The sequence below is a fragment of the Pseudomonas sp. WS 5532 genome (assembly GCF_012985445.1).
Lineage (GTDB): Bacteria > Pseudomonadota > Gammaproteobacteria > Pseudomonadales > Pseudomonadaceae > Aquipseudomonas > Aquipseudomonas edaphica.
This window is the reverse complement of the sequence record NZ_JAAQWK010000016.1, coordinates 77,124-100,771: the sequence shown is the minus strand read 5'-3', so window position 1 is coordinate 100,771 and position 23,648 is coordinate 77,124. Positions and strand designations below refer to the sequence as shown.

20 protein-coding genes, 1 tRNA gene and 1 pseudogene are annotated in these 23,648 nt (G+C 60.1%); 12 read left to right on the top strand and 10 right to left on the bottom strand.

From position 1 onward, the window contains the following. Positions 1-73: 73 nt before the first annotated feature. Positions 74-481: a PA2817 family protein gene (locus HBO23_RS24130; protein WP_010567536.1), complete on the top strand. Its 408-nt coding sequence runs from the start codon at positions 74-76 to the stop codon at positions 479-481. Between the two features lie 155 nt (positions 482-636). Here HBO23_RS24130 and HBO23_RS24125 read toward each other — a convergent pair whose 3' ends face one another. Continuing rightward, positions 637-1,569: a LysR family transcriptional regulator gene (locus HBO23_RS24125; protein WP_170039997.1), complete on the bottom strand. Its 933-nt coding sequence runs from the start codon at positions 1,567-1,569 to the stop codon at positions 637-639. An 89-nt stretch (positions 1,570-1,658) separates the two neighbouring features. On the opposite strand from HBO23_RS24125, the gene HBO23_RS24120 reads away from it, so the two are divergent. Then, positions 1,659-2,285: an alanyl-tRNA editing protein gene (locus HBO23_RS24120; RefSeq protein ID WP_138454177.1), complete on the top strand. Its 627-nt coding sequence runs from the start codon at positions 1,659-1,661 to the stop codon at positions 2,283-2,285. A gap of 248 nt (positions 2,286-2,533) precedes the next feature. On the opposite strand, the gene HBO23_RS24115 is transcribed toward HBO23_RS24120, so the two are convergent. Next, entirely contained in the window at positions 2,534-4,108 is a 1,575-nt protein-coding gene (locus HBO23_RS24115) for an alkaline phosphatase D family protein (RefSeq protein ID WP_170039995.1), read from the bottom strand. Continuing rightward, positions 4,105-4,659 carry a GNAT family protein gene (locus tag HBO23_RS24110; RefSeq protein WP_170039993.1) on the bottom strand — a complete coding sequence of 185 codons (555 nt, stop codon included), beginning with the start codon at positions 4,657-4,659 and terminating at the stop codon, positions 4,105-4,107. Before HBO23_RS24110 ends, HBO23_RS24115 begins: the two co-directional genes overlap by 4 nt. A gap of 190 nt (positions 4,660-4,849) precedes the next feature. Between HBO23_RS24110 and HBO23_RS24105 the strand changes: the two genes are divergently transcribed. From HBO23_RS24105 to HBO23_RS24080, 6 genes are all read left to right on the top strand, one after another. Next, entirely contained in the window at positions 4,850-5,257 is a 408-nt protein-coding gene (locus HBO23_RS24105; protein ID WP_005786670.1) for a biopolymer transporter ExbD, read from the top strand. 2 nt (positions 5,258-5,259) lie between these two features. Then, on the top strand, positions 5,260-5,994 hold the full coding sequence (locus tag HBO23_RS24100) for an energy transducer TonB (RefSeq protein WP_069788770.1): 735 nt from the start codon (positions 5,260-5,262) through the stop codon (positions 5,992-5,994). Between the two features lie 23 nt (positions 5,995-6,017). Further along, entirely contained in the window at positions 6,018-8,303 is a 2,286-nt protein-coding gene (locus tag HBO23_RS24095) for a TonB-dependent receptor (RefSeq protein ID WP_099547856.1), read from the top strand. Positions 8,304-8,328: 25 nt separating this feature from the next. Beyond that, complete coding sequence (locus HBO23_RS24090) at positions 8,329-8,976, top strand: MotA/TolQ/ExbB proton channel family protein (protein WP_017136406.1); 648 nt, start codon at positions 8,329-8,331, stop codon at positions 8,974-8,976. Positions 8,977-9,032: 56 nt separating this feature from the next. After that, on the top strand, positions 9,033-10,250 hold the full coding sequence (locus HBO23_RS24085; protein WP_017136407.1) for a phospholipase D-like domain-containing protein: 1,218 nt from the start codon (positions 9,033-9,035) through the stop codon (positions 10,248-10,250). 270 nt (positions 10,251-10,520) lie between these two features. After that, on the top strand, positions 10,521-12,260 hold the full coding sequence (locus tag HBO23_RS24080; RefSeq protein WP_017136408.1) for a dipeptidase: 1,740 nt from the start codon (positions 10,521-10,523) through the stop codon (positions 12,258-12,260). Between the two features lie 72 nt (positions 12,261-12,332). Here the strand turns inward: HBO23_RS24080 and HBO23_RS24075 are convergent, their stop codons facing one another. From HBO23_RS24075 to HBO23_RS24065, 3 genes are all read right to left on the bottom strand, one after another. Further along, a complete protein-coding gene (locus HBO23_RS24075; RefSeq protein ID WP_099547853.1) occupies positions 12,333-12,881 on the bottom strand; it encodes a hypothetical protein in 549 nt (182 codons plus the stop codon). A gap of 20 nt (positions 12,882-12,901) precedes the next feature. Further along, entirely contained in the window at positions 12,902-13,156 is a 255-nt protein-coding gene (locus tag HBO23_RS24070; RefSeq protein WP_017136409.1) for a hypothetical protein, read from the bottom strand. A 126-nt stretch (positions 13,157-13,282) separates the two neighbouring features. Beyond that, on the bottom strand, positions 13,283-14,944 hold the full coding sequence (locus HBO23_RS24065) for an NAD(P)H dependent flavin oxidoreductase family protein (RefSeq protein ID WP_099547852.1): 1,662 nt from the start codon (positions 14,942-14,944) through the stop codon (positions 13,283-13,285). A gap of 77 nt (positions 14,945-15,021) precedes the next feature. Between HBO23_RS24065 and HBO23_RS24060 the strand changes: the two genes are divergently transcribed. Further along, entirely contained in the window at positions 15,022-16,503 is a 1,482-nt protein-coding gene (locus tag HBO23_RS24060) for a PLP-dependent aminotransferase family protein (RefSeq protein ID WP_170039991.1), read from the top strand. A gap of 835 nt (positions 16,504-17,338) precedes the next feature. Here HBO23_RS24060 and HBO23_RS24055 read toward each other — a convergent pair. Together HBO23_RS24055 and HBO23_RS24050 are read right to left on the bottom strand one after the other, a co-directional pair. Beyond that, positions 17,339-17,590 carry a hypothetical protein gene (locus HBO23_RS24055; RefSeq protein ID WP_017136288.1) on the bottom strand — a complete coding sequence of 84 codons (252 nt, stop codon included), beginning with the start codon at positions 17,588-17,590 and terminating at the stop codon, positions 17,339-17,341. Positions 17,591-17,645: 55 nt separating this feature from the next. Then, positions 17,646-18,749: a polyamine ABC transporter substrate-binding protein gene (locus HBO23_RS24050; protein WP_017136287.1), complete on the bottom strand. Its 1,104-nt coding sequence runs from the start codon at positions 18,747-18,749 to the stop codon at positions 17,646-17,648. Positions 18,750-18,887: 138 nt separating this feature from the next. On the opposite strand from HBO23_RS24050, the gene HBO23_RS24045 reads away from it, so the two are divergent. Further along, positions 18,888-19,679 (top strand): LuxR C-terminal-related transcriptional regulator, encoded by a 792-nt coding sequence (locus HBO23_RS24045; protein ID WP_170039989.1) that lies wholly within the window; start codon positions 18,888-18,890, stop codon positions 19,677-19,679. A 118-nt stretch (positions 19,680-19,797) separates the two neighbouring features. Continuing rightward, positions 19,798-22,017, top strand: coding sequence for a hypothetical protein (locus HBO23_RS24040; RefSeq protein ID WP_170039987.1), 2,220 nt, complete (start codon positions 19,798-19,800; stop codon positions 22,015-22,017). Here the strand turns inward: HBO23_RS24040 and gltS are convergent. After that, positions 21,974-23,185: a sodium/glutamate symporter gene (gene gltS / locus HBO23_RS24035; protein WP_099547845.1), complete on the bottom strand. Its 1,212-nt coding sequence runs from the start codon at positions 23,183-23,185 to the stop codon at positions 21,974-21,976. The genes HBO23_RS24040 and gltS overlap by 44 nt on opposite strands. Before the next feature lie 93 nt (positions 23,186-23,278). Between gltS and HBO23_RS24030 the strand changes: the two are divergent. Further along, positions 23,279-23,500, top strand: a pseudogene (locus HBO23_RS24030) (hypothetical protein); the annotation flags it as partial. Between the two features lie 68 nt (positions 23,501-23,568). On the opposite strand, the gene HBO23_RS24025 reads toward HBO23_RS24030, so the two are convergent. After that, a tRNA-Gly gene (locus tag HBO23_RS24025) sits at positions 23,569-23,644 on the bottom strand. Between the last annotated feature and the right edge of the window lie 4 nt (positions 23,645-23,648).

The window sequence follows — 23,648 nt, the reverse complement described above, 5'->3', positions numbered from 1 at the left end:
GCTAAGGTCATATAAATACGGGCGCGAGAGGCATATACTCTCGCGCCCGTTTTTGCTTTAGAGGACTTATCTCGTGTCCAACGTCGTTGCCGATCATCTCGTCTTGCTCGACCACTTGCGCAGCATCCTGGTTGCCGTCGGCGAAGCCGAACAGGTGCCCGAGGAAAGCCACACCCTGTTCCTGGAGCGCTTCGACGAATTGCGCGCCCTGCTGCCGATCGACCCGATCGAGAGCCAGTACCTGGGCCAGGACCTGATGAGCCAGGTCATTCTGCGCTACCCGCAAATCGCCCACCTGGTGCCTCGCGATCTGCTGTGGTTCTTCGGCGGTGATTGCCTGCACTTCATGCCCGATGAAGAACTGGACCTGTACCAGGCCCTGGAAGAACGTCGCTTTGAAGCCGAACAGAACGATGAACCGTTCGACTGGAACCAGGAAAAACAGCTGCTGGCCATGCCGCAGGATCAGAGCAAGCACTGAGTCCAGCTAAGACCGTATGCAGTAAATTGCTTTTCTGTGGGAGCTGGCTTGCCTGCGATGCAGGCGACTCGGTTTGTCAGTTAAACCGAGGTGATACAATCGCAGGCAAGCCAGCTCCCACATAAGCCAGCTCTCACACACGCCAGCGCCCACAATCAGCGGCGGCGCAGTGTCGGCTCCTTCGCCATGCACTCCACCAGATAATCAATAAACACCCGCAACTTCGGTGGCAGATACCGCGTGGGCGAATGCAGCAACCACGCCTCACCATGGTAGGACGCAATAAAATCCCACTCGGGCAATACCTGCACCAGGCTCCCCGCCGCCAAGGCGTGGCGCGCCGTGAAGTACGGCAAGCTACCAATCCCCACATGCTGCAACACCGCATCCAGGCGCACGCCGGTGTGGTTCGCGGCGTAGCGCCCGCGCACGCCCACGGTCACCGCCTTGGCACCCTGACGAAACTTCCAGCGTGAATCCCCCGGCGTTTCGCCCAGGTAGATGCAGCTGTGTTCCAGCAAATCATGGGGATGTTCAGGCGTACCCTGCGCGGCCAGGTACTGCGGCGTGGCACACAGCAAGTGCTCGATGGGTAACAGTTGGCGGCCGACCAAGCCCGGCGGCGGGCTGTCGGTGATGCGGATGCTGAGGTCCACATTGTCGTCGATCAGGTCCACATGCCGGTCTTCCAGGATCAATTGCACATCCACCTTGGGATAGCGCCGCAAGAACTCCGACATATGCGGGTGCACCACAAACCGGCCCACCGCCTTGGGCACGCTGACCCGCACCAGGCCTTCGGCTTCATGGGTGAACTGGCCACTGATCTCCATCACCGAGCGCGCCGCGTTGACCATCTCCTGGCAACGCTTGAACACCTCTTCGCCGCCTTCGCTCAAGCGCAATTTACGCGTGGTGCGTCGCAGCAAGCGTGTCGCCAGCGCCTGTTCGAGACGCGAGATACTGCGGCTCACGGCCGAGGGCGAAACGCTCAGTTGTCGCGCCGCTTCGGAGAAACTGCCGGTCTCCACGACTTTGACGAAAATCGCCATTTCACCCAGCAGTGGCAAAGGAAGATTGATGCTCATGACGCACAGGTCCATTGATAATTGAACGGATTATCACCCATCCACGCACTATTTATACTGCCCGTAGAACCCTGATGCGGATGTAAATGATGACCGAGCGCCTGTTTTTCACCCACGACCACCTGACCGCCGAGCTTGAAGTGCTGAGCTGCACACCCCACGAAGGCCTGTTCGCGGTCACCCTGCAGTCGACGATTTTTCATCCCCAAGGCGGCGGGCAACCCTTTGATACCGGTTGGCTGGGCGACAGCCAGGTGCTGCGCGTGACTCAGGAGGCTGACCGTGTGGTGCATTACGTGGACCAGCCTGTGCAGCCCGGCCCGATCAGCGCACGGGTCGACGCACAACGCCGTGCCCTGTACACGCGCCTGCATTCGGCCGGGCACCTGATCGGCAATGCGGGAGAAAGCTTCGGTTGGATGCCGATCAAAGCCCACCATTGGCCGGGCGAGTGCAAAATCACCTTTATCCGTGGCGAAATGGCCCAGGCCATCGACGCCGAGGCGATCCAGCAACAGGTCAACCAATGGATCGCCGCCGACTACCCGCGCCATATGACCCTGGAAGACGGCGCCCGCGAAGTGGGTTTCGGCGAACTGCCCGCCTACGCCTGCGGCGGCACCCATGTGCAAGCCCTGAACGAGCTCGGCCAAGTGACCATCCTGGCCTTGTCGGAGAAAAAAGGCGCGCTGTCGGTGCGTTACGAAATCAACTGACAGACCACGCGGCTTTTGTGGTCACCGGGCTGTTGTGATGAGCAGGCTGTTGTGGCGAGCGGGCTTGCCCCGCGTTGGGGCGCGAAGCGGCCCTAATACAGTCACCGCGTTTTTTCAGGCAAACATAAGCGCCTGGTTTTGGGGCCGCTTCGCAGCCCAACGCGGGGCAAGCCCGCTCGCCACAACAGCCTGCTCGCCACAAATCCCCCCGCGCTCGCCACGTTGAGTATTTACACCCTACAAGTGCGCTAAACCGCAATCGCCCCCGCCCGCCCCGGCTCCACCACAAACGACTTGAGGGTCGACACCGTGGCGTTGGGATCGCGCGGGTCAGTTATCACCCGAAAGTTCGTCAGCATCTTCTGAGCCGTAAGCTCTACCGACACATACCCTCGCTGGCGGCTGTCGAAAAACTTCACATGCGGATTAAGCGGCAGGATCTTGCTGAACGCTTCAAAGGGCGGGCCATCGGAGGTCACCGAGCTGCCGACAAACTCAGTGGCGATCACTGGCGAGTCCGGGTTGTTGGCGTCGGCGTGCAGGTCAGTGGTCCAGAACGAATGGATATCACCGCCCCAGAACACCGGGTTGCTGACCTTGTGACGCCCGATGGACGCCAGCATGCGCGAACGATTGGCCACGTAGCCGTCCCAACCATCGGTCCAATGGCCCACCTTGTGGTTGCTCAGGTCGCGCTGGAGCAAGGGCGCCACCAGCAAGTCCTGGGCGATCACATTCCACTGTGCCTGCGACTGGGCAAAGCCCTGGTCCAGCCAGGCTTCCTGTTGCCAACCCAGCATGGTGCGGCCGAGATCACGCAGGTCGCTGCAAGTGTTGGCGGCGATATGCCCCTGATGGCTGCCGTTGGCCTGGATGCAGGGTTGCTCGGAGCGATACTGGCGCCCATCCAACACATGGAAGCGCGCCAGCCGACCGTAATCCAGGCGCCGGTAAATGCGCATGTCCGGCCCCTTCGGCACACTGCTGGCGCGCAGCGGCATGTGCTCGTAAAACGCCTGGTACGCCGCCGCCCGCTGCTGGAGAAATTGCGCCACGGGAATCTTCGGGTCCTGGGACCAGCGGTTGGCGTAGTCATTCTGCACTTCATGGTCATCCCAGGTTGCCACGCTGGGGGCAGCCGCGTGCAGGGCTTGCAGGTCCGGATCGGTTTTGTACAGCGCGTAGCGGTTGCGGTAGTCGCTCAAGCTCACCGCGTTGCCGCTGCCGTGGGCCCGAAAGACTTTCCCCGAGTCGACGGCGTAAGAGCTGTCGTAAATGTAGTCCCCGAGAAAAAACACCAGGTCAGGTTGCTCTGCGGCTAAATGGCGATAGGCGCTGAAGTAACCGCGCTCCCAATGCGAGCAGGAAACAAACCCCAGCCGAGCCGAGGCCATCGCCTGCAAAGGTGGCGTGGTACGTGCCTGGCCCACCGGGCTCTGCGCGCCGAGGCCTTCGAACTGGTACCAATACGGCCGGCCCGCCGCAAGCCCGGCCACTTCAACATGCACCGAATGGGCGAACCGCTCAGTCGCCAAGACCTCACCCTGCTTCACGATACGCGTCATCGCCGCATCACTGGCCACCCACCATCGCACTGGCACCGCGCGGCTCAAGCCGCCCTGCCCATCCGCTGCGTTGAACAACGGCGCCAGGCGCGTCCATATCACGAAACCATCCGGCAGCGGGTCGCCCGAAGCCACGCCAAGGGTGAACGGGTAATCCACCCCGGCACTGCGCGCAAACGGGCTGAGGATTGAAAACGCGGTAGCGACCGCCAGCCCGGTAAGGACTCGCCGCCTGCCGTGGTCCACTGCGTCATTCACAACGCGCGCTCCCAGTCCTCACGCACGGTGGCAAAGCCCAGCAGGTCTTCGTACACGCCATTTTTGAGAAACGCCTGACGCAGGCAACCCTCGTAGCGCAGGCCGATTTTCTGCATCACTCGCGCCGATTCCTTGTTGCGGCCAAAGCATTGGCTGCCGACACGCTGCAGCCCAAGCTCGGTGAAGCCAAAACTCATCATCGCGCTCGCCGCCTCAGCGGCATACCCCAGGTTACGCGCATGCGCCGCGACCCAGCCGCCCAAATGCCCTGCGTGATGACGAGCGTTAAGGCGCAGGCTGACCATGCCAACCAACTCACCGGTTTCACGCACATGCATGCCCAGGTTCAACAACTCGCCCGCCCGATATTTGTCTGCGGCCCCGGCAATAAAACTCTGTGCAGTTTCCAAGGTATAGGGCGACGGAATGTTGGCCGTGTTGTCAGCGATTTTCGGCCCGTTGGCGAGCATGAAGAGCACCTCGGCCTGGTCCATTTCCAGCGCCCGCAATAGTAGTCGCGGGGTCGACAATTGAGGCAGTGCAGTGGGCATACGCGGCAGCTCTTCAAGTAAATTCCCCCAGAATGTACTGCCTTCGTGTCAATTGCATTACGTCATGAAACCGCAAGGTAAAATCTCTGAAAGACGCGTCCTAGAGCCTTTAAAACGTCAATTAAAGTTAACCATTCGGTCATTTTTGGTTGTTAGCGTGTCGCCCCTAATTCAACGACGGGGTAACAGAATGAGAACCTGGGATGAACCCAAGAAACGCAAGGCACATATCGAGTTGATCCCCATGATCGACGTGATGATGTTCCTCCTGGTGTTTTTCGTACTGGTGAGTTTGAACGTGATCCCCGCACTCGGCATGAAGACCCAACTGCCCAGCGCCAGCAGCTCGCAGCAACTCAAGCCGCAGAATAAATTCATCCTGACCCTGGGCCTGGAAGGCCAATTGCAACTCGACGGCAAGGACCTCACGGTCGATGCGTTGGTGCCGGCACTGAAGGCTGCAGAAAAGCCTGATACCAAGTCGACCATCATCGTCAACAGCGACAAAGGCGTAGAGGTTTCGCGCCTGGTGGAAGTCATGGACACCCTGCGCCTGGGTGGCTTTACCTCCGTGTCCATTGCCACGCGTAAGTCTTGATCATGTATGTATTGTTTCGTGCGCGTCAGCTGCTGGGCAGTGTCCCGGCCCTGATCGCCCTGGTGCTGATTGCACTGGGTATCCAGTCCCAACCGTTGAAAATCCAGCCGCAGTACGACGAGTCGGCGGTCGAGCTGGCCCTGGTCGAACCCGAGCCCGAAGTGGTTCCTGAGCCTGTGGTCGAGCAAGAGCCGCCACCGCCGGTGATCGAGGACGAAGAAGCCGAACCGGCCCCGCCGCCACCACCGCCCAAACCCTTGCCAAAACCTGAACCCAAGCCCAAGCCGGTGCCCAAACCCAAGCCCGTGGTGGCCGCCAAACCGACTCCCACGCCAGCGCCAGTCGCACCAGTGGCGGCCAAGCCGGTACAGGCCGCCGTCGCGCCGACACCTGCGCCGCCCGCGCCACCGGCACCGCCCAAAGTGGATGGCCAGGCACTGGAAGGCGGTTACCTCAAAGGGCTGCGCAACGAGCTGGACACTTACAAGCAATACCCCACCGGGCGCCAGGCGTCCCTCGAGCGCCCCAGCGGCGAGGTGGTGGTGTGGTTGATGGTGGATCGACAAGGCCGCGTCCTTGATGCCGGGATCCAGACCCCGGCGCCGAGCATGCTGCTCAATCGGGCCGCTACCAATAGCCTGCGCCGCATCAAGCAGGTCAAGCCGTTCCCCGAACAAGCCTTCGGTGGACGTAACGAGCAACGCTTCACCGCCACCTTCAACTACAGCGTGCAATAAGCACCGACACCAGGACGACAGTGATGAGGTTCACACGTATTCATCTGGCACTTGTTGCCGCGACGAGCATGACCCACGCAGTGGTCATGGCAGCTACCAGCGACAGTGACGTCGGCACGATCGGAGTTCAGGGAGGCAAGGCGACCGCGGGGGGCGGTTACATGGTCCAGGAAGAGAGCGCCAAGGGCCGCTCGACCATCACCAAGGAAGCGTTGGACAAACAAACCGCCACCGGCAACGCCATCGACAAGCTCAAGTACACGCCGGGCCTGAACATCTCCAGTGAGGACAACACCGGTCTGTCGGGCTTTCGCTTCACCATGCGCGGCATGAACTCCGACCAGGTCGGTATGTCGGTGGATGGCATGCCGATCAACGACTCCGGCAACTACGCGCTGTACTCCAACCTGCTAGGCGATCCGGAAAACATCGACCAGATCTTCGTCACCCAGGGCTCGTCGGAAGCCGACGGCCCGCACATCGGCTCCAGTGGCGGCAACATCGGCATCGTGACGATTCGCCCGACCAAGGAAACCGGTGCGTTCGTTAAACAAGTGGTGGGCAGCAACGCCACCCGCAAGACCTTTGCGCGCCTCAACACCGGCGAAGTCAACGGCCTCTCCAACTGGCTGTCGGCGTCCCACACCGAAGGCCAGATGTGGCGCGGCTCGGGCGCGGTGCGTGCGGACAAGGTGGAGTGGAACAGCTTTTTCGACGCCGGCAACGGCAACACCGCCAACCTGATCCTCAAGTACCACGAGCAGGACAACAACAGTTACAGCCAATTGACCAAGGCGCAGTTCCAGCAGTTCGGCCGCAAGTATGACCCGTACCCGGCCAAGCCGGCGCTGGGTTCCAACGGCAAGATCAGCAGCTATTACGACCTGGCACAGAACCCGTTCCAGACCTTCACCGCCGTGCTCAACACCCAGTACAAGCTGAGCGACAACCTGTCGCTCTCGGTGATCCCGTATTACTACTACGGCAACGGCAGCGGCGTGGGCTCCTCCGCCTATGCGCTCAACAGCGGCTCCAACAAAGGCGGCGTATTCGACCTCGGCAACCTGCCGACGCAGGCCCAATACAACGCCGACGGCTCCGCGACGACGGGCGTCTACTACCGCCCTTCGCGCACCCAGACCTGGCGCCCGGGCATCACCACCAAGCTGAACTGGGACCTAGGCGACCACAGCCTGCAATTCGGCTACTGGTACGAACGCGCCCGCCAAAGCCAGACCCAACCGTTCATTGCCCTCAAGAACAGCGGCAAGCCCAGCGACACTTGGCCGGACGCCAGCTCCGTGGTCGACGCCAATGGCAACACCGTACAAGGCCGCGACCGCTACACCGTGACGCCAGCGCAAAAAGTCTGGGCTCAGGACACCTGGTACATCAACTCGGACTGGACCCTGATCGCGGGCCTTGCCTACATGAATGTCGAGCGTGAGGGCACCAACCACGGCAGCCTCACCGAACAACCGGGCAAGGCCAACCAGACCTACAACAAGCTGCTGCCCAACGCAGGTCTGAAATACCAGCTCGACGAGCGTGACCAGTTGTTCTACAGCCTCTCGCGCAACATGCGTATCCCGCAGAACTACGTGCTGTACGACAAAGGCGTGGGTTCCCTGGACTCCAAGCCGGAACTGAGCTGGAACCAGGAACTGGGCTGGCGCTACACCGGCGAAGACATGACCCTCGCCGCCACCCTGTTCTACATGCAGTTCAAGAACCGCCAACTCACGTCCCTGGACAGCAACGGCGATTCGGCCGACATCAACGCCGGTACCGTGATCAACAAAGGCCTGGAACTGGAGTGGAGCGGCAAGCTGCCGCACAACTTCAACTACTACACCTCCTACACCTATACCAGCTCCAAGCAGCAGGATGACCTGACCGTCTTCAGCGCCGGCAAACCGATCGTATTGCCCACCAGCGGCAAGCAGTTCGCCAACGTGCCGACCAACATGCTGGCGGCCAACATCGGCTACGACGACGGGCGCTTCTACGGCACCTTCGGCGGCAAGTTCACCAGCAAGCTCTACGGTGACCTGACCAACGACGAAGCCATCTCGGCGCGCACCATTTTCAATCTCGGCGCCGGTATCTATCTGCCGGTCGATAAGAAGGTAGTCAAGGACGCCACCCTGCGCCTGAACGTCGACAACCTGTTTGACAAGAAGTACCTGGACGGCGTGTACACCACCAAGACCAACGCGGCGAGCTACAGCGGTTTCCGCGATGGCGACCCGGCTTACATCGTCGGCCTGGACCGTACCGTCACGGTTTCCCTGGAAGCGAATTTCTGATTAATCACCTGAGAGGAACACACTCATGGACATGGACCTGCTGCACCAAATCACCTTCTATGTGATGTACGCCGCGATGGCGATTGCGATCTTCATCACCATCGAACGGGGCATCTACTTCGCTTACGTGCGCCGCCAGGCCCGCGCCCTGACCGACGTGCTGGGCGCCAACGTGCACAGCGAGCGTGACTTGCCAGAAAGCCTCACCCGCCGCGACAGCCTGCCGCTGAACATGGTGCTGCCGATCCTCGCGCAGAAGGCCTCCAACGGCTCGCGCAAGGACCTGGACGACGAAATCGAAACCCAGTACCTCAAGACCCGTGCGCCGCTGTCGCGCAGCCTGTGGATCATCGAGACCATCACCACCGCCGCGCCATTGCTGGGCCTGCTGGGCACCATCCTCGGCATCATCGACACCTTCAAGGCGCTGGCCAGCGCCGGCGTGTCCGACCCGGGCCAGATCTCCGGTGGCATCGGCACGGCCTTGTTCGCCACCGGCCTGGGTATCGCCATCGCGCTGTTCTGCGTGGTGTTCCACAACTTCTTCCAGGACAGCCTGGAGCGCATCAACGACCAGCTGAAAATCCTGCTGATCCGCGCGGCCACCGGCGCCCGTGTACAGGGTGAAGTACCGCATCTGGTGCCAACGCCGTTGCACACCCGCACTGCATGACCTTCAGGGCGGGCGCATGATGCGCCCGCCTTTCTTTTTGCCCCGATGAGACGCCTATGTCCCTCTCGATAAAGTTGCGTATCGCAGGCCTGACCGGCCTTCTGTTGAGTCCGCTTGCCCAGGCGGACTTTTCAATTCCAGGGTTTGAACTGGTACACACCGTGCCGGTGGACACTGCGCTGGGGACTGCCGACTTGCGCCAGCCGGGGCCGGTGTGGATCGAGCTGTTTGACGGCGCAAAAAGCAGCATTGATATCGGCCAGTTCTACGCGGCCGACCATCCCGGTTCGGTGATGGACAAGGTGATCGAGCATCTGGAAGCTGCCGGCAAACGGGGTGTGAAGATTCGCTTTCTGCTGGAGGAAAAAGGTATTCGGCTGTCGGAGGCGTCTACGCTGGAACGCCTGCGCGCAATTCCTAACCTGAGCTTTCGCGTGTTGGCCTATGGGCAGTTGAGCGGTGGGATCATCCACGCCAAGTACATGGTGGTGGACGGCAAGCAGGCGTTTGTCGGCAGCCAGAATTTCGATTGGCGCTCGCTGGAGCATATCCATGAAACCGGCTTGCGCATCAGCGATGCCAGCGTGGTCAGCCAGGTGCAGGCGATCTTCAACCAGGACTGGCAAGCCCAGGCCGCCTTGGCGGATAAGCAACCGGTGCCACTGCCCGCTGCGGCCCAGGAGCCTGCGCGCACCGGCAACTACCTGGTGGCCAGCCCGCAACGCTACAACCCGCCCGGCGTGGGCGACTCACAACTGGAACTGCCGCGCCTGCTAAGCGAAGCCAAGAAAGAAGTGCGCGTGCAATTGCTCGACTATGCACCGCTGTCCTACGGGCCGGATAAAACCCGCCCCTACTACGCAGTGATCGACAACGCCGTGCGCGCCGCCGCTGCGCGTGGGGTGTCGGTCAAGCTGATGGTGTCCAACTGGAACACCGACAAGCTGGAACTGCCCTACCTCAAAAGCCTGGCCGTGCTGCCCAACGTCGAGGTCAAGATCGTCACCCTGCCCGAAGCCAAACAAGGGTTTATTCCGTATGCGCGGGTGATCCACAGCAAGACCATGGAGATCGACGGGCAAGTGGCCTGGGTTGGCACCAGCAACTGGTTGGGCGGGTATCTGGATAACTCGCGCAACCTGGAAGTGGTGATGCACGACGCGGCGATGGCCAAGCGCATCGGGCAGTTGCACGAGCAGTTGTGGGAGGGGCCGTATGCCAAGGCGTTGGACGTGATTGCACCGTATCCGGAGCCGCATCCGGGTAAGCCTTGAGCACCCATTTCAAACTTCACTGTAACCCCCTGTGGGAGCTGGCTTGCCTGCGATGGCGGACTGTCAGTCGACAACTTCATTGCTGATCCACCGCTATCGCAGGCAAGCCAGCTCCCACATTTGGTTACTGGGCAACCCTGATATTTGAGTAGGACATTTCCCATATCGAGGCTCCCTATCCCGGCCTTGGTGATGGTAGTGTGTGGAAATGTTTCTGACAGATCGATCAGAAACCTCTTACTCACCGCCTGCAAAGGAATGCCTCTAACCATGCACTTTCCACTCAAGAAACTGGTGGCTGCCACCCTGTTCGCCGCCAGCTTTGCGGCCGTCGCCACGCCTGCGTCCGCCAATATCAGCGTCGAACAAAGCACAGCCATCATCAAGCACTTTGGTGAAACCCCAACCACCGATTTCCGTGGTTTCCTCGCCACCCTGGCCAAGGGCGACCTGGCAAAAACCGACGACGTCGGCCCGGCCATCGAAGCCTTCCTCGCCAACACCCCCCTGAGCGCCGACCAGCAGAACGAAATCAATCGCCTGCTGGGGATTTATACCCGCGTGAAGTACGGCAAGGCCGCGCTGGAAACCCTGCGCGAGCTGGTCGAGATCCCAACCTTCAACATCGACGGCCTGCCGCAGTACAAGAACCCGGAATTCCTCAAGATCGCCGACAAGATCCAGGGCCTGGCCAAAGCCTTCAACCTGAACTTCCGTAACGTCGATAACCGCGTCTATGAAATCTCCCTGGAAGGCAGCGGCGATGAAGTGGTCGGCATTCACGCCCACGCCGACGTGGTGCCAGTGACCCCGGAAAACTGGGTGCTCAAGGACGGCACCAGGCTTGACCCGTTCAAAGTCACCCTGATCGGCGACCGCATGTACGGCCGTGGCACCGAGGATGACAAGAACGGCATCGTGGTGACGATGTATGCGATGAAGGTCATCAAGGAAGAAAAGCTGCCACTGGCGCGCAACTTCAAGCTGCTGGTGGACACCACCGAGGAAACGTCCGGAGACGCCATTCCTTACTACTTCGAGCATAACCCGACGCCGCAATACAACCTGGCGCTGGATGGCGGCTACCCGGTGGTGATTGCCGAAAAAGGCTACGGCACCGTCATGGCAAGCTTCCCGGTGCGCAAAGGTGACGGCAAAGGCGCAGAAATCATCGCCATGACCGGCGGCGCGGCCACCAATCAGATTCCTTCGGTGTCGGTGGCCACTCTGCTCAGCGACAAGCCTGCGGAGCTGGCGACCAACCTGCAAAAAGCCGGCGACGAATACGCCAAAAATAACGGCGCTGACTTCACCGTGGCGGCCAAGGTGGTGGGCAAAGAGGTCAAGCTGACGGTCACTGGTGTGTCCGCGCACTCGTCCGAGCCGGAAACCGGCGTGAACCCGGTCGCACGCATGCTGGAGCTGATCCACAGCGTCGACGGCAAGATCGCCCTTAAGCACAACCACATCACCGACGCCGCAAAATATGCCGCCGACAACTGGGGCCTGGATTACCTGGGCGGCAAGTTGGGCGTGGGCTTCTCCGATGCATTCATGGGGCCGCTGACCACTTCGCTGACCTTTGTTGGCCAAGACGCCAAAGCCTTCAAACTGGCGGTGAACTTGCGCATTCCCAAGGGCAAGTCGCCGGAAAAACTCAAGGCCGAGATCGAAGAGAAAATCAGCGCCTGGGACAAACACACCAAAGTGGCCATGGACGTCACTTACTCGGTGGCAGAACCGATGTATCGCAACCCTGAAGGTGAGTGGGTCAAAGCGCTGTTGGCCGTGGCCAGCGAAAACCTCGGCATGGAGCACAAGTTCGGCACCTCAGCCGGCGCGACCTCCGTGCATGAGCTGCCCAATGGCGTGCAATTCGGCCTGGCAAAGCCGGACGTGAAGTACACCGGGCACACCGACGGTGAGTTCAAGACCGTCGAGCAGTTCCTGTTGGACCTGCAGATCGTCACGGAAATGATCGGCCGTGTGGGGCAACTGCCGAAGCTCTGATAAGCGCAGGTAAAAACCACAACGCCGATCAACATTGATCGGCGTTGTGGTTAAACAGGTCTGGCTTGCGGCCTAAAACATATCCATCGCATTGCACAGCTTGGCCTTCTCTACCGGCACGTTCTGCGGTTTCCCCGTCGGGTTCAGGCGCTGCAATGCAATCAGGCACTGGCCACCGTCCAGCAGGATCAGTTCGTAATCTTGCCCGGCCTTGGGGGTGAAGTGAAAGCTCTGCCTGCAGCTGTAGGAATTGCCGCCAGAAACATAGCCCTCACTCTGGAAGTTCATGGCAAAAGGCTTGTTCGCCGGCACCTTCAGTTCGCTACGCGCCGAGCCTTGCGCCTCCACCCGGCGGTTGCTCTCGGGCATGCCCAGGCTGCGGCCATTATTCTGACCCGCAAAGCCTGATTCGGACACGGCCATCACCCCGGCGCCAGGCACACGCCAGTCGATGCAATCACGGCCCGGCACGCCGCGCGCCATGCCATTGGTGATTACACGCAAACGTGCGGTATCCCCGGATGTGGGTTCAACATAGGCCGTGTTGTAAGCACGGATATTGGAAATATTGCCGCAGCCACTCACGGCCACGGCCAGGCCTGCTATCAGAAACGCTCTCATGGAAATCCTTTTTTTGAGGCTTAACGGCAGTGATAAGGGCTTTCGCTGCGCAGTTCCTCGCCGGTCCGGGCATCGCGAATGATGACCGTCGCCCCCGGCGCATTGAGGCAGAACGCATTGCGTATGGGGTAAATGTTATGGCCCTCGGCGGTGAAGGTGCCGAGCCTGGTTAACGGGGCGCCGGAGGCGTCCTGAGCCGTCACGGTGTATTCACCCGACATGGTCAGGCAGCCGCTCAGTGACAGCAGCAAGGTGGCGCAGATTGCATATTTCACAGGTGATATCCCTATCGCACAGAAATAATTGCCGTGATTGGCAATGTCTGTATGAGCCGACTGCGCCCATATAGTTCAGGGAAACTCGGGAAACCTCCTACCTAACACCTAGAGTGCCTCAGCCCTTCAAGCTTCAAGCATCAGGATATCTTCAAAGAACCCGCCAACCGGCTCGGTGGGGTGGCAGAGCTGGATCTCCAGCACCCACACCATTTCACTCGGTGTGATCTCAAGCTCGGCCAATTCCGTGGTGCCGAACAATGCGTGGGGGAAATCCGCAATACGGTGGCCGGCCAGGTTGCGCGACAGCCGCCAGCCCTTGGAAACGGCCCGTTCTTCGGCAAAGTCATAGAGTTCACAGCCGGTCATGCCACGCTTCCAGGCCTCGCGGGTTTCATCGAACACTTCATGCACGGCCTTGAAACAATCGCGATGCAGCGCTGACTCGCCGAAGACGAAGGTGTCACCATAGTCGCCCTCGTAGCCGTCCCACACCGGGCCGAGGTCGACCACCACGATATCGCTGGCACGCAGCGGGCGCAGTGGGTCAATGCCTTCTCTCGATGGGCGAACCGTGTCGTCGCCAAAACGGATGTACGTCGGGTGCCAGGTGTGGGAGGCGCCCATGGCCTGCAACTGCTCGGCGGCCATGTCGAGGGCTTCCCCGGTGGTCATGCCGACCTTGAGCTGGCTGGCAATCGCTGCCAGGGCGCGGATGGTTTTTTCACGAGCGGCGAGCATGCCGTCCAGCGAATACCTCGGGCCGACCTTTTCCCAGGTGTCATCCAGGGTCTTGAGCAGCGCGTCGGCGCTCGACTGGCCGCTGGGCACAAAGGCTTCGGCGATAAACCGATGGCTCGGTAAACCTGCTTCCAGGCACTCGGCACGCGTCTGGCTGATCATGCCGCCATTACCGCAGGCATACACCTGAGCGGCTTCCCAACGGTGCCCGTGGCCTAGCGCGACTTCCTGCACCTTGCCCTGCGAGGCCAATACTGGGTGCCAGTGGAAACGCGGGTGGTCGATGACCGCCTGGTCCAGGAATGCGCGGTCGTAAAAATCTGCTGCTTGCGCGCCGCCCCAGTAAAACGTCACCTCCACATCACGCTTCAAGGCGGTCAGCAAGATCGGCTTGATACCCGCATAGCCGGTGCCGGTGGCAAACAGGACGACCGGCGCAGCGTCATCGTCCTGCCAGGTGCAGGCACCAAAAGGCCCTTCCAGCGGCAACAGGTCGCCGGCCTCAAGGCTGCCCAGCAGGGTCTCGGAAAACAACCCGCCGCTCACCTGGCGAATCTGAAACACCAGCCGCCCATCGCCGTCGGCCGGCAAGTTGGCGATCGAGAAGCACCGCGAATCGCCATCGACCAGGCGGACCTTGAGGTACTGGCCTGCCCGCACGGCCAATGGCATATCCGGCATCACCACCAACTCGATGATGTCGGGGCTCAGTGCGCGCTTGCTCAGCACTGTCGACTCGACGACCAGCGCGGGCGTGTCCAGCGACCAGCCGGGAATTTCCAGGCGCATGTCGGCGCAGGCATGGCTTTGGCACAGCAGCATTTCATTGGCCGCCAGCGGGTAGCTCGGCGCGGGTGCGCCGGGGGCCAGTTGCTTGGCGCGGTATTCACCTTGGGTGACCACCACCTTGCACGACCCACAGGCACCGCGTCGGCACGAGAACGGCACTGACAAACCGCTGGCGAGCATCGCGTCCAGCAACAGCTCGTCACCGGCTTCAAAGGTTTTACCCGAGGGAGAGAGTTCGATTACATGGCGTGTGTTCATAAAGACCTCGGAGTAAGTGAGGCCTGATTGTTGCGCTAGACTAGGCCCATTAAAACCTCCAGTTTTGGATACTTCAGATGGTCCAGATGCGTAAGTGGCGCCCCTTGCTCAAACTTGATGATGGTTCAAGCCAAGCCTCCTATCGCAAGATTGCCGAAGGCCTCGTCGCGGCCATCCTCGAAGGGCGGCTGCCGCCCGGCACGCTGCTGCCGGGCACTCGGGAGATGGCGCACCTGCTCGACGTCAACCGCAAGACCGTGATCCTGGCCTACGAAGAGGCCATGACCAAAGGCTGGCTGATCAGCGAGCCGCGCCGTGGCACCTTCGTCAATGCGCAACTGGCGCCCAAGCCCGTGCCCAGTCGCTCGCAACCGTCTTTCGCCCCAGCGCTGGTGCCACAGGCGGTCGTGCCCTACTTCGCCCAGAACGCCCAGGTGATTGCCCTGGAGCACCGGCATGACGCGTTGTTTTTCGATAACGGCGCGTGCGATCACCGCTTGCTGCCGCAAGCCGTGCTGCATCGTTACTACCGCAACGCCTTGCGCAGCAGCTTTACCACCAACACAGTGCGCTACGGCAGCGAAGGCACCGGCTATTACCTGCGCTGCGCGCTGGCCGACATGCTGCGCAACAATCGCGGGCTGATGATCAGCGCCGAGAATATCTGCCTGACGCCAGGCACCCAGGTGTCGCTGTACCTCACGGCCAGCCTGCTGATCCAGCCCGGTGACGTGGTGTTGGTGGAGCGCCTGAGTTACCCGCCGGCGTGGGAGATTTTCCGCAAACTCGGTGCGCGTTTGATCACGGTCGACATGGACGATGAGGGCTGCCGCACCGACCATATCGAGCAGCTCTGCCAAACGCATAAAGTGCGCATGATCTATCTCACCCCGCACCATCAATTCCCCACCACCGTAAGCCTGCATGCGGCACGTCGGCAACAGCTGCTGGCCTTGGCGGCGCTGCATGATTTTTGCGTGATCGAAGAAGACTACGACCACGAGTATCACTTTAACGGGCGGCCCTATTTGCCGCTGGCCAGTGACAGCTCGCAACGCCATGTGATCTACATCGGCTCGCTTTCAAAGGCATTGGGGTCCACGTTCCGTTGCAGCTATGTGGTGGCGCCTGCCCATGTGATTGAGGTGCTGCAAAAAAGCGCCGCACTGGTGGTGGGCGACACCGATGCCGTCGCGCAGAAAATGTTGGCGGACCTGATCAATGAGGGTGAATTGAAGAAGCACTTGCGCCGTGTTTCGAAAGAATACGCCGCGCGGCGGGAAGTGTTGCAGAGCTGTCTGCACGAGGCGTTCGGCGAGCGTATGCAGGTGCGTACGCCCGAGGGCGGGCTGGCGCTGTGGGTGCGTTTCCAGGATGAGACGAATGTTGACCGGTTAGTGGAGGATGCCCTGGGCCAGGGAGTTGTGGTGCGCAGTGCGCGTCAGTTTTCGCCTGAGGGCTTGGCGGAGAACGCGTTGCGCCTGGGCTTTGCTTCGCTCAATCGGGATGAGATCCGCCAGGGTACGTTGCGCTTGGCGCGGGCCATGAAGATGTGTTGAACACAGGCCGAACGCTCTGTGTGGGGGGATGGGTTGTTGAGTACATATCCGTTATTTGGGTGATGGCTGAGTAGGGTTCCGCTCTTACAGCGGGTCACTTTTGCAAGGACCGGAATGCCGGCCCAGTCAAAAGTAACCAAAAGGTCCTCGCCCCAACACTCGGTGCCTCGCTATGGCTCGGCATGCCCGCAATCCGCCAGTGATTTGGGGGGCGATTTCAGATCAAGATCAAAAGCGCAGATCAAAAGACCGCTGACTTCGTCATCGAAAAGGATGTAAGGACCAGAGCAACAGCAACAGCAGAGCCATACTCGGTCTAATGTGGGAGCTGGCTTGCCTGCGATGGCATCAACTCAGTGTGCCTGACACACCGAGGTGCCTGCATCGCAGGCAAGCCAGCTCCCACAGAAAAGCAGATCCCAGGTGTATGCAAATCCGCTTTTCGCTTTTCGCTTTTGATTCAACCACTCAGGTCGGCTTTCAGGCCGCCGTGCTCTGCTTTTGATCTTGCTTTTGATCTGAGGCGCCCCGTTAACCACGATGGCCGAACGCAGGCTTGAATCCGTGGGTAACCCGGCAGGACGCCGGGTTAGCCGCGCTGGGCCAAGGATGGCCCATCGCGGCGGCCCACGGATTCAAGCCGGAGTGAGGGCATGCCGAGCCTAGGCGAGGCACCGAGTGGTGGGGCGAAGACCTTTTGGTTACTTTTGGGGCGTTTGCCAAAAGTGACCCGCTGTAAGAGCGGAACCAATAGAAGCCGTTACCGCAGCAACGGATATACACTCAAAACCACCGCCCCTAAGACCGCCTCAAAAGACCTGAAAAAGCACCACCCTCAAAGAGGAAGCATCAAACGAGACCGCTCTTGCACCCGCGCCAACTCAGGAAACTCCAGCAGCAGCGCCCGATTACCCCTGCCGATATGCTCCATGACCGCCCGCGTAACGTGTTCACGCACCATCCCGGTCGAGACGTAATACATGGCCCAGGCCTGCTCCGGCGTACAGTGACCGATCTGCTCCTCAATCTCCTTGTACGCCTGATAATCGTCCGATTTCACATCGCACGGGTCATCACGTCGGGCCATGATTTATCTCCCTCTCTGGGATCTATGCGAAAGCACTCGGGCCTCACTCAGCCAGTCACGTACCGCTCTTCACCTTGGTCCACACACGTGTACGGATACGCTCCAGCTTCAAGGGCAACGGCTCAAGCGGCACCAGCGTGGCGATGGTGGCTTTGGACGGATAAATCCACGGGTTATCGCGCAACTTCTGCTCAACCAGCGCGGTGGCGTCCTTGTTGGCATTCGGGTACAGCGTGTGATTGGAGCTCTTGGCAATCACCTCGGGCTCAAGCATGTAATTGATAAACGCCAAGCCGGCCTTGGCGTTGGGCGCATCCTTGAGCAACACAAAGTTTTCCGACCAGACCAGCCCACCCTCGCGCGGCAAGCTGTAGGCAATCTTGCGGCCAGTATGGTTTTTCTCATTGATGGCCTGGGCCGTCAGCGCCCCGCTCGCCCAACCCACGACCACGCAGATATTGCCATCGGCAAAGTCGGCGTCGGTTCTGGAGGAGTCGAAGTAGAGGACATAAGGGCGGATTTTCAGCAGCAGCGCCTGGGCCTTCTGGTAATCCTCGGGGTTTTGGCTGTTGCTCGGCAGGCCGAGGTAATGCAAGGCGATGGAGATGATTTCACTCGGCGAGTCGAGCATCGCCACGCCGCAGGACTTGAGCTTGCTGATGTTTTCTTCTTTGAAGATCAAGTCCCAGCTGTCCACCGGGGCGTTATCACCCAGTGCCGCCTTGACCTTATCCACGTCATAACCAATGCCGGTGGTGCCCCACAGGTACGGAATCGCGTATTGGTTGCCCGGATCGTTAGTGGCGAGCAAGGCCAGCATTTCCGGGTCGATATGCGCATAGTTGCTCAGTTGGCTGCGGTCCAGCGGGGCCAGCACGCCCGCCTGGATCAGGCTTGGCAATACGTTGGAGGTGGCGACGACGACGTCATACCCGGTGCGCCCGGCCATGGCCTTGCTTTGCATGACCTCGGCACTGTCGAAGGTATCGATGTGCATCTTGGTGCCGGTTTTCTGCTCGTATTCCTTCGGTGTCTCGGGAGCGATCAACCCGAACCAGTTGTACAGGTTAACCCGGGGTTCTGCCGCCGCTGCGGGCGTGCTGGCCCCGACAAAGACAAGCGAGGCTAAAAAAATGGCTCGCAAATGTGATTTATTCATATAACTATCCTTGTCAAAAACGACAGGCCTTCATGGCCATCAACGCTGGTGGGTGAATATACCCGGCGTCGTCGAATAGTAAATACCTACAAATACTTAGCTCAGCCCCATGAATCCCTAACCCAAAAGGGGTAGTCCATGTCACTCGACCTTCACAACCTCGCCTGGCACCGGTCAGCCGGCAAACTCATCATGGAGCTGAACCGCCCAGCCTTCTGGAGCTCACTGGTTCGCGTGTTGAATGAGTATGTGCAGATCGACAATTGGGTGGTCCTGGTGTTCAGCAACCAGCAAGTCAACGTCGTCAGCGTGACCGAGGTTGCGGATGCCGACGAAGTCGACGCCCTGACGCAACTGTATGTAAAAGGCCTTTACCTGCTGGACCCGTTTTACATTGCCAACCGTGAAAACCCGCAGAGCGGTTTTTTCCATCTGTCAGACATTGCCCCCGAGCACTTCCTGACCACCGAGTACTACCATCAGTATTTCGCCCGGTACGTGTCCGTCGATGAGGTGCAGTACAACGTCCAGCTCGACGCGGATCGAACCCTGTGTATTTCATTTGGCAGTAACACGCGCTACACCCCGGAACAGATCACCACACTGGATATCATCAAGCCGTGGGTCATGGCCTTGATGCATCAACGCATGTGTTTTGAAGTCGATGAAGAAAAAAACCTCAGTGAGCCGCCGCCCTGGTCCGAAGCCATTGTGCAGTTGGGCACGCAGATCACCACGCGCCAGAAGGACGTGCTCAAGTTGCTGCTCAGTGGTTTTTCCAATAAAGAAATCGCCGGCAAACTGGCGCTGTCGACAGAAACCATCAAGGTGCACCGGCGCAATATCTACACCAAGCTCAACATCAAATCGCAGTCCGAACTCTTTTCGCGTTTTTTCATGCCTAAACAGGACGTTTACACGCTGAATTAGGCGCGCGATCACTCGCCATCCTCAAGAAGCCCCCGGGCGGTAACCTAGCCGTTCGGTCAGTTACCGCGCATGCCCCCTTTGCTTACCCTTTCCCCTGGTTTCTATCGGAGGGGGCGTGATGTCCTTGATCAGCGATGTAGAACGCGCTTGCACACGCCTGGCCTCAGCAGGATGGCATGACCTGTTGCTGCACCACGGCCTGGACATCACCTCGACAAGCCTGCGTGAGGAACTCGCCAGGCCTGTGCAGATTGATCGCACCCAGCCAGGCTTTGAGGATTTTTCCGCTGATGCCACACGCGGTATAGAGCCTGGGCACCCGGCCGACAGCCTGCTGTTTCATGCCTTCGCCTCGCCCAATGTGGTCACCGCGGTCCAGGGTAAAACGCTCACGGCCTTCCCCACAGCCGCTGAAATCGAGCACGTCCTCAATTATGTCTACGGCGCCGCTCCCCCGACCCTGGAGGCTTTGCAGCAACTGGCCGGTGAGGCGCAACTGGCGATTGCAGTGTTCGCGTATGAATACCGGCCCTACGCCGAAACTGTGCACAGGCGCCAGGCGGACCTGTGTTTCTCGCGTACCGGGGTGGCCCGGGTCGGCACGGCGGACGCGCTGTATAACCCGCAGCAAAGAGGTTTTTTGCCCTTTGTCGAGGGCCAGCCAAACCAGATGCGGGTGATACCGGCGCGCTACGGCGCGTTCATCGCTGCCCGGCACACCGGCCAACCGGCGCGGTTTGGCCCAATGGATGCTCAACCTATCGATGAGGATCTGGAGTTCTGGGTGCCCCTGCACAAAGTGTTCGATGGCAACGAGTGCCTGGCCGGAATGGACCTGACTGTGCAGTTGGAAAACCACCAGATCAATGAAAAAATCGGACAGATCCATAGGCGATTTCGCGATACCGGCTGGCAAGAGCCTGACATTCTCAACGCGCCTTTCGTCATTACCGAGGGCTTGTGCCATTGGGCGAATACCGATGAGTTCGCGCCGGGGCTGTTGATGCCCGACGCCAAAGAAGCGCTGGTGGAACTGGCCTATTACCAAGACCGTCCGCTGTCGTTCATGATGCCTCCCAATACCGGTGGGTTGGTGCATGGGCGCCATCATTTGCGCGACGACGGTTCGATCGAAGACCTCAACCAGCGTGAGGATGTCGACGCCATCGTCAAGGCGGGCGGCTACCGAGCCCTGCATTATCAGGATGCCATGGCCGACGGCTGGGTACGGGCCCACTGCCCTGCGCTGGAACTGGCGAGCATCGCCGCCTACTCCATCATCGGTGCGCCGGATTTTTTTCCGTTATGTGGGCAACGAGAGCTCAAGCAATGGTCCAGCGACCCGGCGGTTTTCCCTTGCCCTGCGCCGCCCTGCCCAGAGGTTTGGCATACACGGGTCAACCCACTGTCTGACGTGCGCTTTTTCATCAATCAAGCCCTTGCCGGTGGTTACTTCGCCCCTGAAGACCGTGGCGTCACCGCCATCGTCTCCCACCCACAGTCCTCTACAACACCAGGCCCGACGCTACCTGTGCAACGCACACAACGGCAATCCTGGCTGCCGGATTTCGCCAGCGGGGTCTTTGGGCCGGGCTGGGAAGTGGGCCGGGGCCTGGTCGACGCTCCGTTTACGAACATGCTGTGCGGTTATCAGCTAGCCAGCCCGTTTACCGAGGATGCACGCATCTGTGCGGCACTCGGCTCGTACTGGCCGGGGGTGGCGCCTGACTCCACCCGCAGCTTTGAACCGCGGAATGTTTCGGCCACGGTCATTCCGCTGACAGACAGCGAAATCGGCCTGGGCGACAGCCCGGCCTGGGATGGTCGCGCCGGCCCCACCTTGATTGAATCCCAGGGGCGCACAGTGGTGCAGTACCGTGCTTATGAATACAGCGACTACACACAAGCCGCATTGGAGGGCCAACTGTCGCTGGCCATCACCGGGCAGACCAGCACCGCGCAGTACCACCAGAGGGTACTGGGGATGCGTCGTGCTTATGAGGCAGTAGGCGCCGGATCAGACAAAGAACAACAAAAACGCTGGCCTCTGCTGGCGTTTTTTCAGGTGCAATTACCGGATCAAGCGTTCGAAGTTGCGCAGCAAGAGGCCGGCTTGCAACTCTCGGGTGAGGTGCATTTTTACACGCTGTACAAACATGGCGCGATAATCACCCCCACGCATGACTTCAAGCTTCGCCACGTGCAAATAGAGCAAGTCATCGACCTGTACATGAGCCACGACGCCGTACTGATCCGTCAGGACGGCGCCGCTTGGCGACCATTCGCAGGTACCCTCAACCCGCCGCCCCCAGAAACGGCAACGCCAGGTACAGTTTGATCACCACCGCATTGGTAATGTCGATAAAAAACGCCCCCACCATCGGCACCACCAGAAACGCAATCGGCGATGGCCCGAAGCGCTGCGTGACCGCCTGCATATTGGCAATGGCGGTCGGCGTGGCCCCCAAGCCAAAACCACAATGCCCCGCCGCCAGCACGGCCGCATCGTAGTTGCGGCCCATAACCCGGAACGTCACGAAGATCGCAAACAGGGCCATCAGCAACGCCTGGGCCGCCAACAGAATCACTATCGGCAAGGCCAACGCCGCCAGATCCCAGAGCTTGAGCGACATCAGCGCAATCGCCAGGAACAACGACAAGCTGACATTACCCAGCAGCGACACTTCACGCTCAAACACCTGATGCCAGCCAAGCGCCGACAAGCCGTTGCGCAACACCACGCCCACAAACAGCACGCATACAAACGTCGGCAATTCGAAAGCCGTACCTTTAATAAAGCCATACAAGAAGGTGCCGACCTGCAAGCTGATCGCCAATAACGCCAGGGTCTCGATAAATGAAAACGAGGTGATCATGCGTTCCTGGTTGGGCTGCTCAAAGCCTTTGGGCTGGGGCGGTTGCGCCAGCTCAACGCCGGGCACCTGCACACGTTTGATCAGCAAGCGGGCAACGGGGCCACCTATCAGCCCACCCAATACCAAGCCAAACGTCGCCGAGGCAATCGCCAGTTCGGACGCAGAAGCCACGCCATATTTTTCGCTGAACACCGCGCCCCAGGCCGCACCGGTGCCGTGCCCGCCGGACAAGGTGACGGAGCCTGCCAACAGCCCCATCAACGGGTCGAGCCCCAGCGCCTTGGCCAGTGCAATGCCCATGGCATTTTGCACCACCAGCAGGGCCGTCACGACCAGCAGGAAGATGCCGAGGATGCGCCCGCCTTTCTTCAGGCTGGCAAAGTCCGCATTCAGGCCGATGGTGGCAAAGAACGCCAGCATCAAGGGGGCCTGCAATGAGGCGTCGAATCGAACCTCGATATCCGTTAATGCGCGCAGCAACAGCAGCAGTGCAGCCACCAATAAGCCGCCGACCACCGGCTCCGGAATACTGTAGGCGCGTAAAAAGCCGATACGGGCGACCAGCCAACGCCCCAACAGCAGCACCAGAGAGGCGGCGACCAGGGTTGAGTAAAAATCGAGTTGGAACATCTGGGCAGTTCTCTGAAGTGAACAGGCACACGGGTCTGGCCAGAGTAGAGACAGCAGAACCAGTACACACCCACCCGCTATTAACTACAGACTATTCCCACGCACTTCACAACAAGGCCTACACATGTCGCGTGCAGCCGCTATCGCTGGGTGGTCGCCGGTTGGATTTTCGTCATCTACGCCATTGCGGCGGCCGACCGCGCCAACCTCGGTGTGGCGATGCCATTTATTCGCAAAGAATTCGACATGAGCAACGCCGAGGCAGGCGGCCTGATAAGCCTGTTCCTTCTCGCCTATGCCCTGGCGCAGATTCCTGACCCGGCTGATTAAAATCAGCACAAACAAAAACGCCGATCATTGCTGATCGGCGTTTTCGTTAAATATGGAGCGGGAAACGAGACTCGAACTCGCGACCCCGACCTTGGCAAGGTCGTGCTCTACCAACTGAGCTATTCCCGCAAAA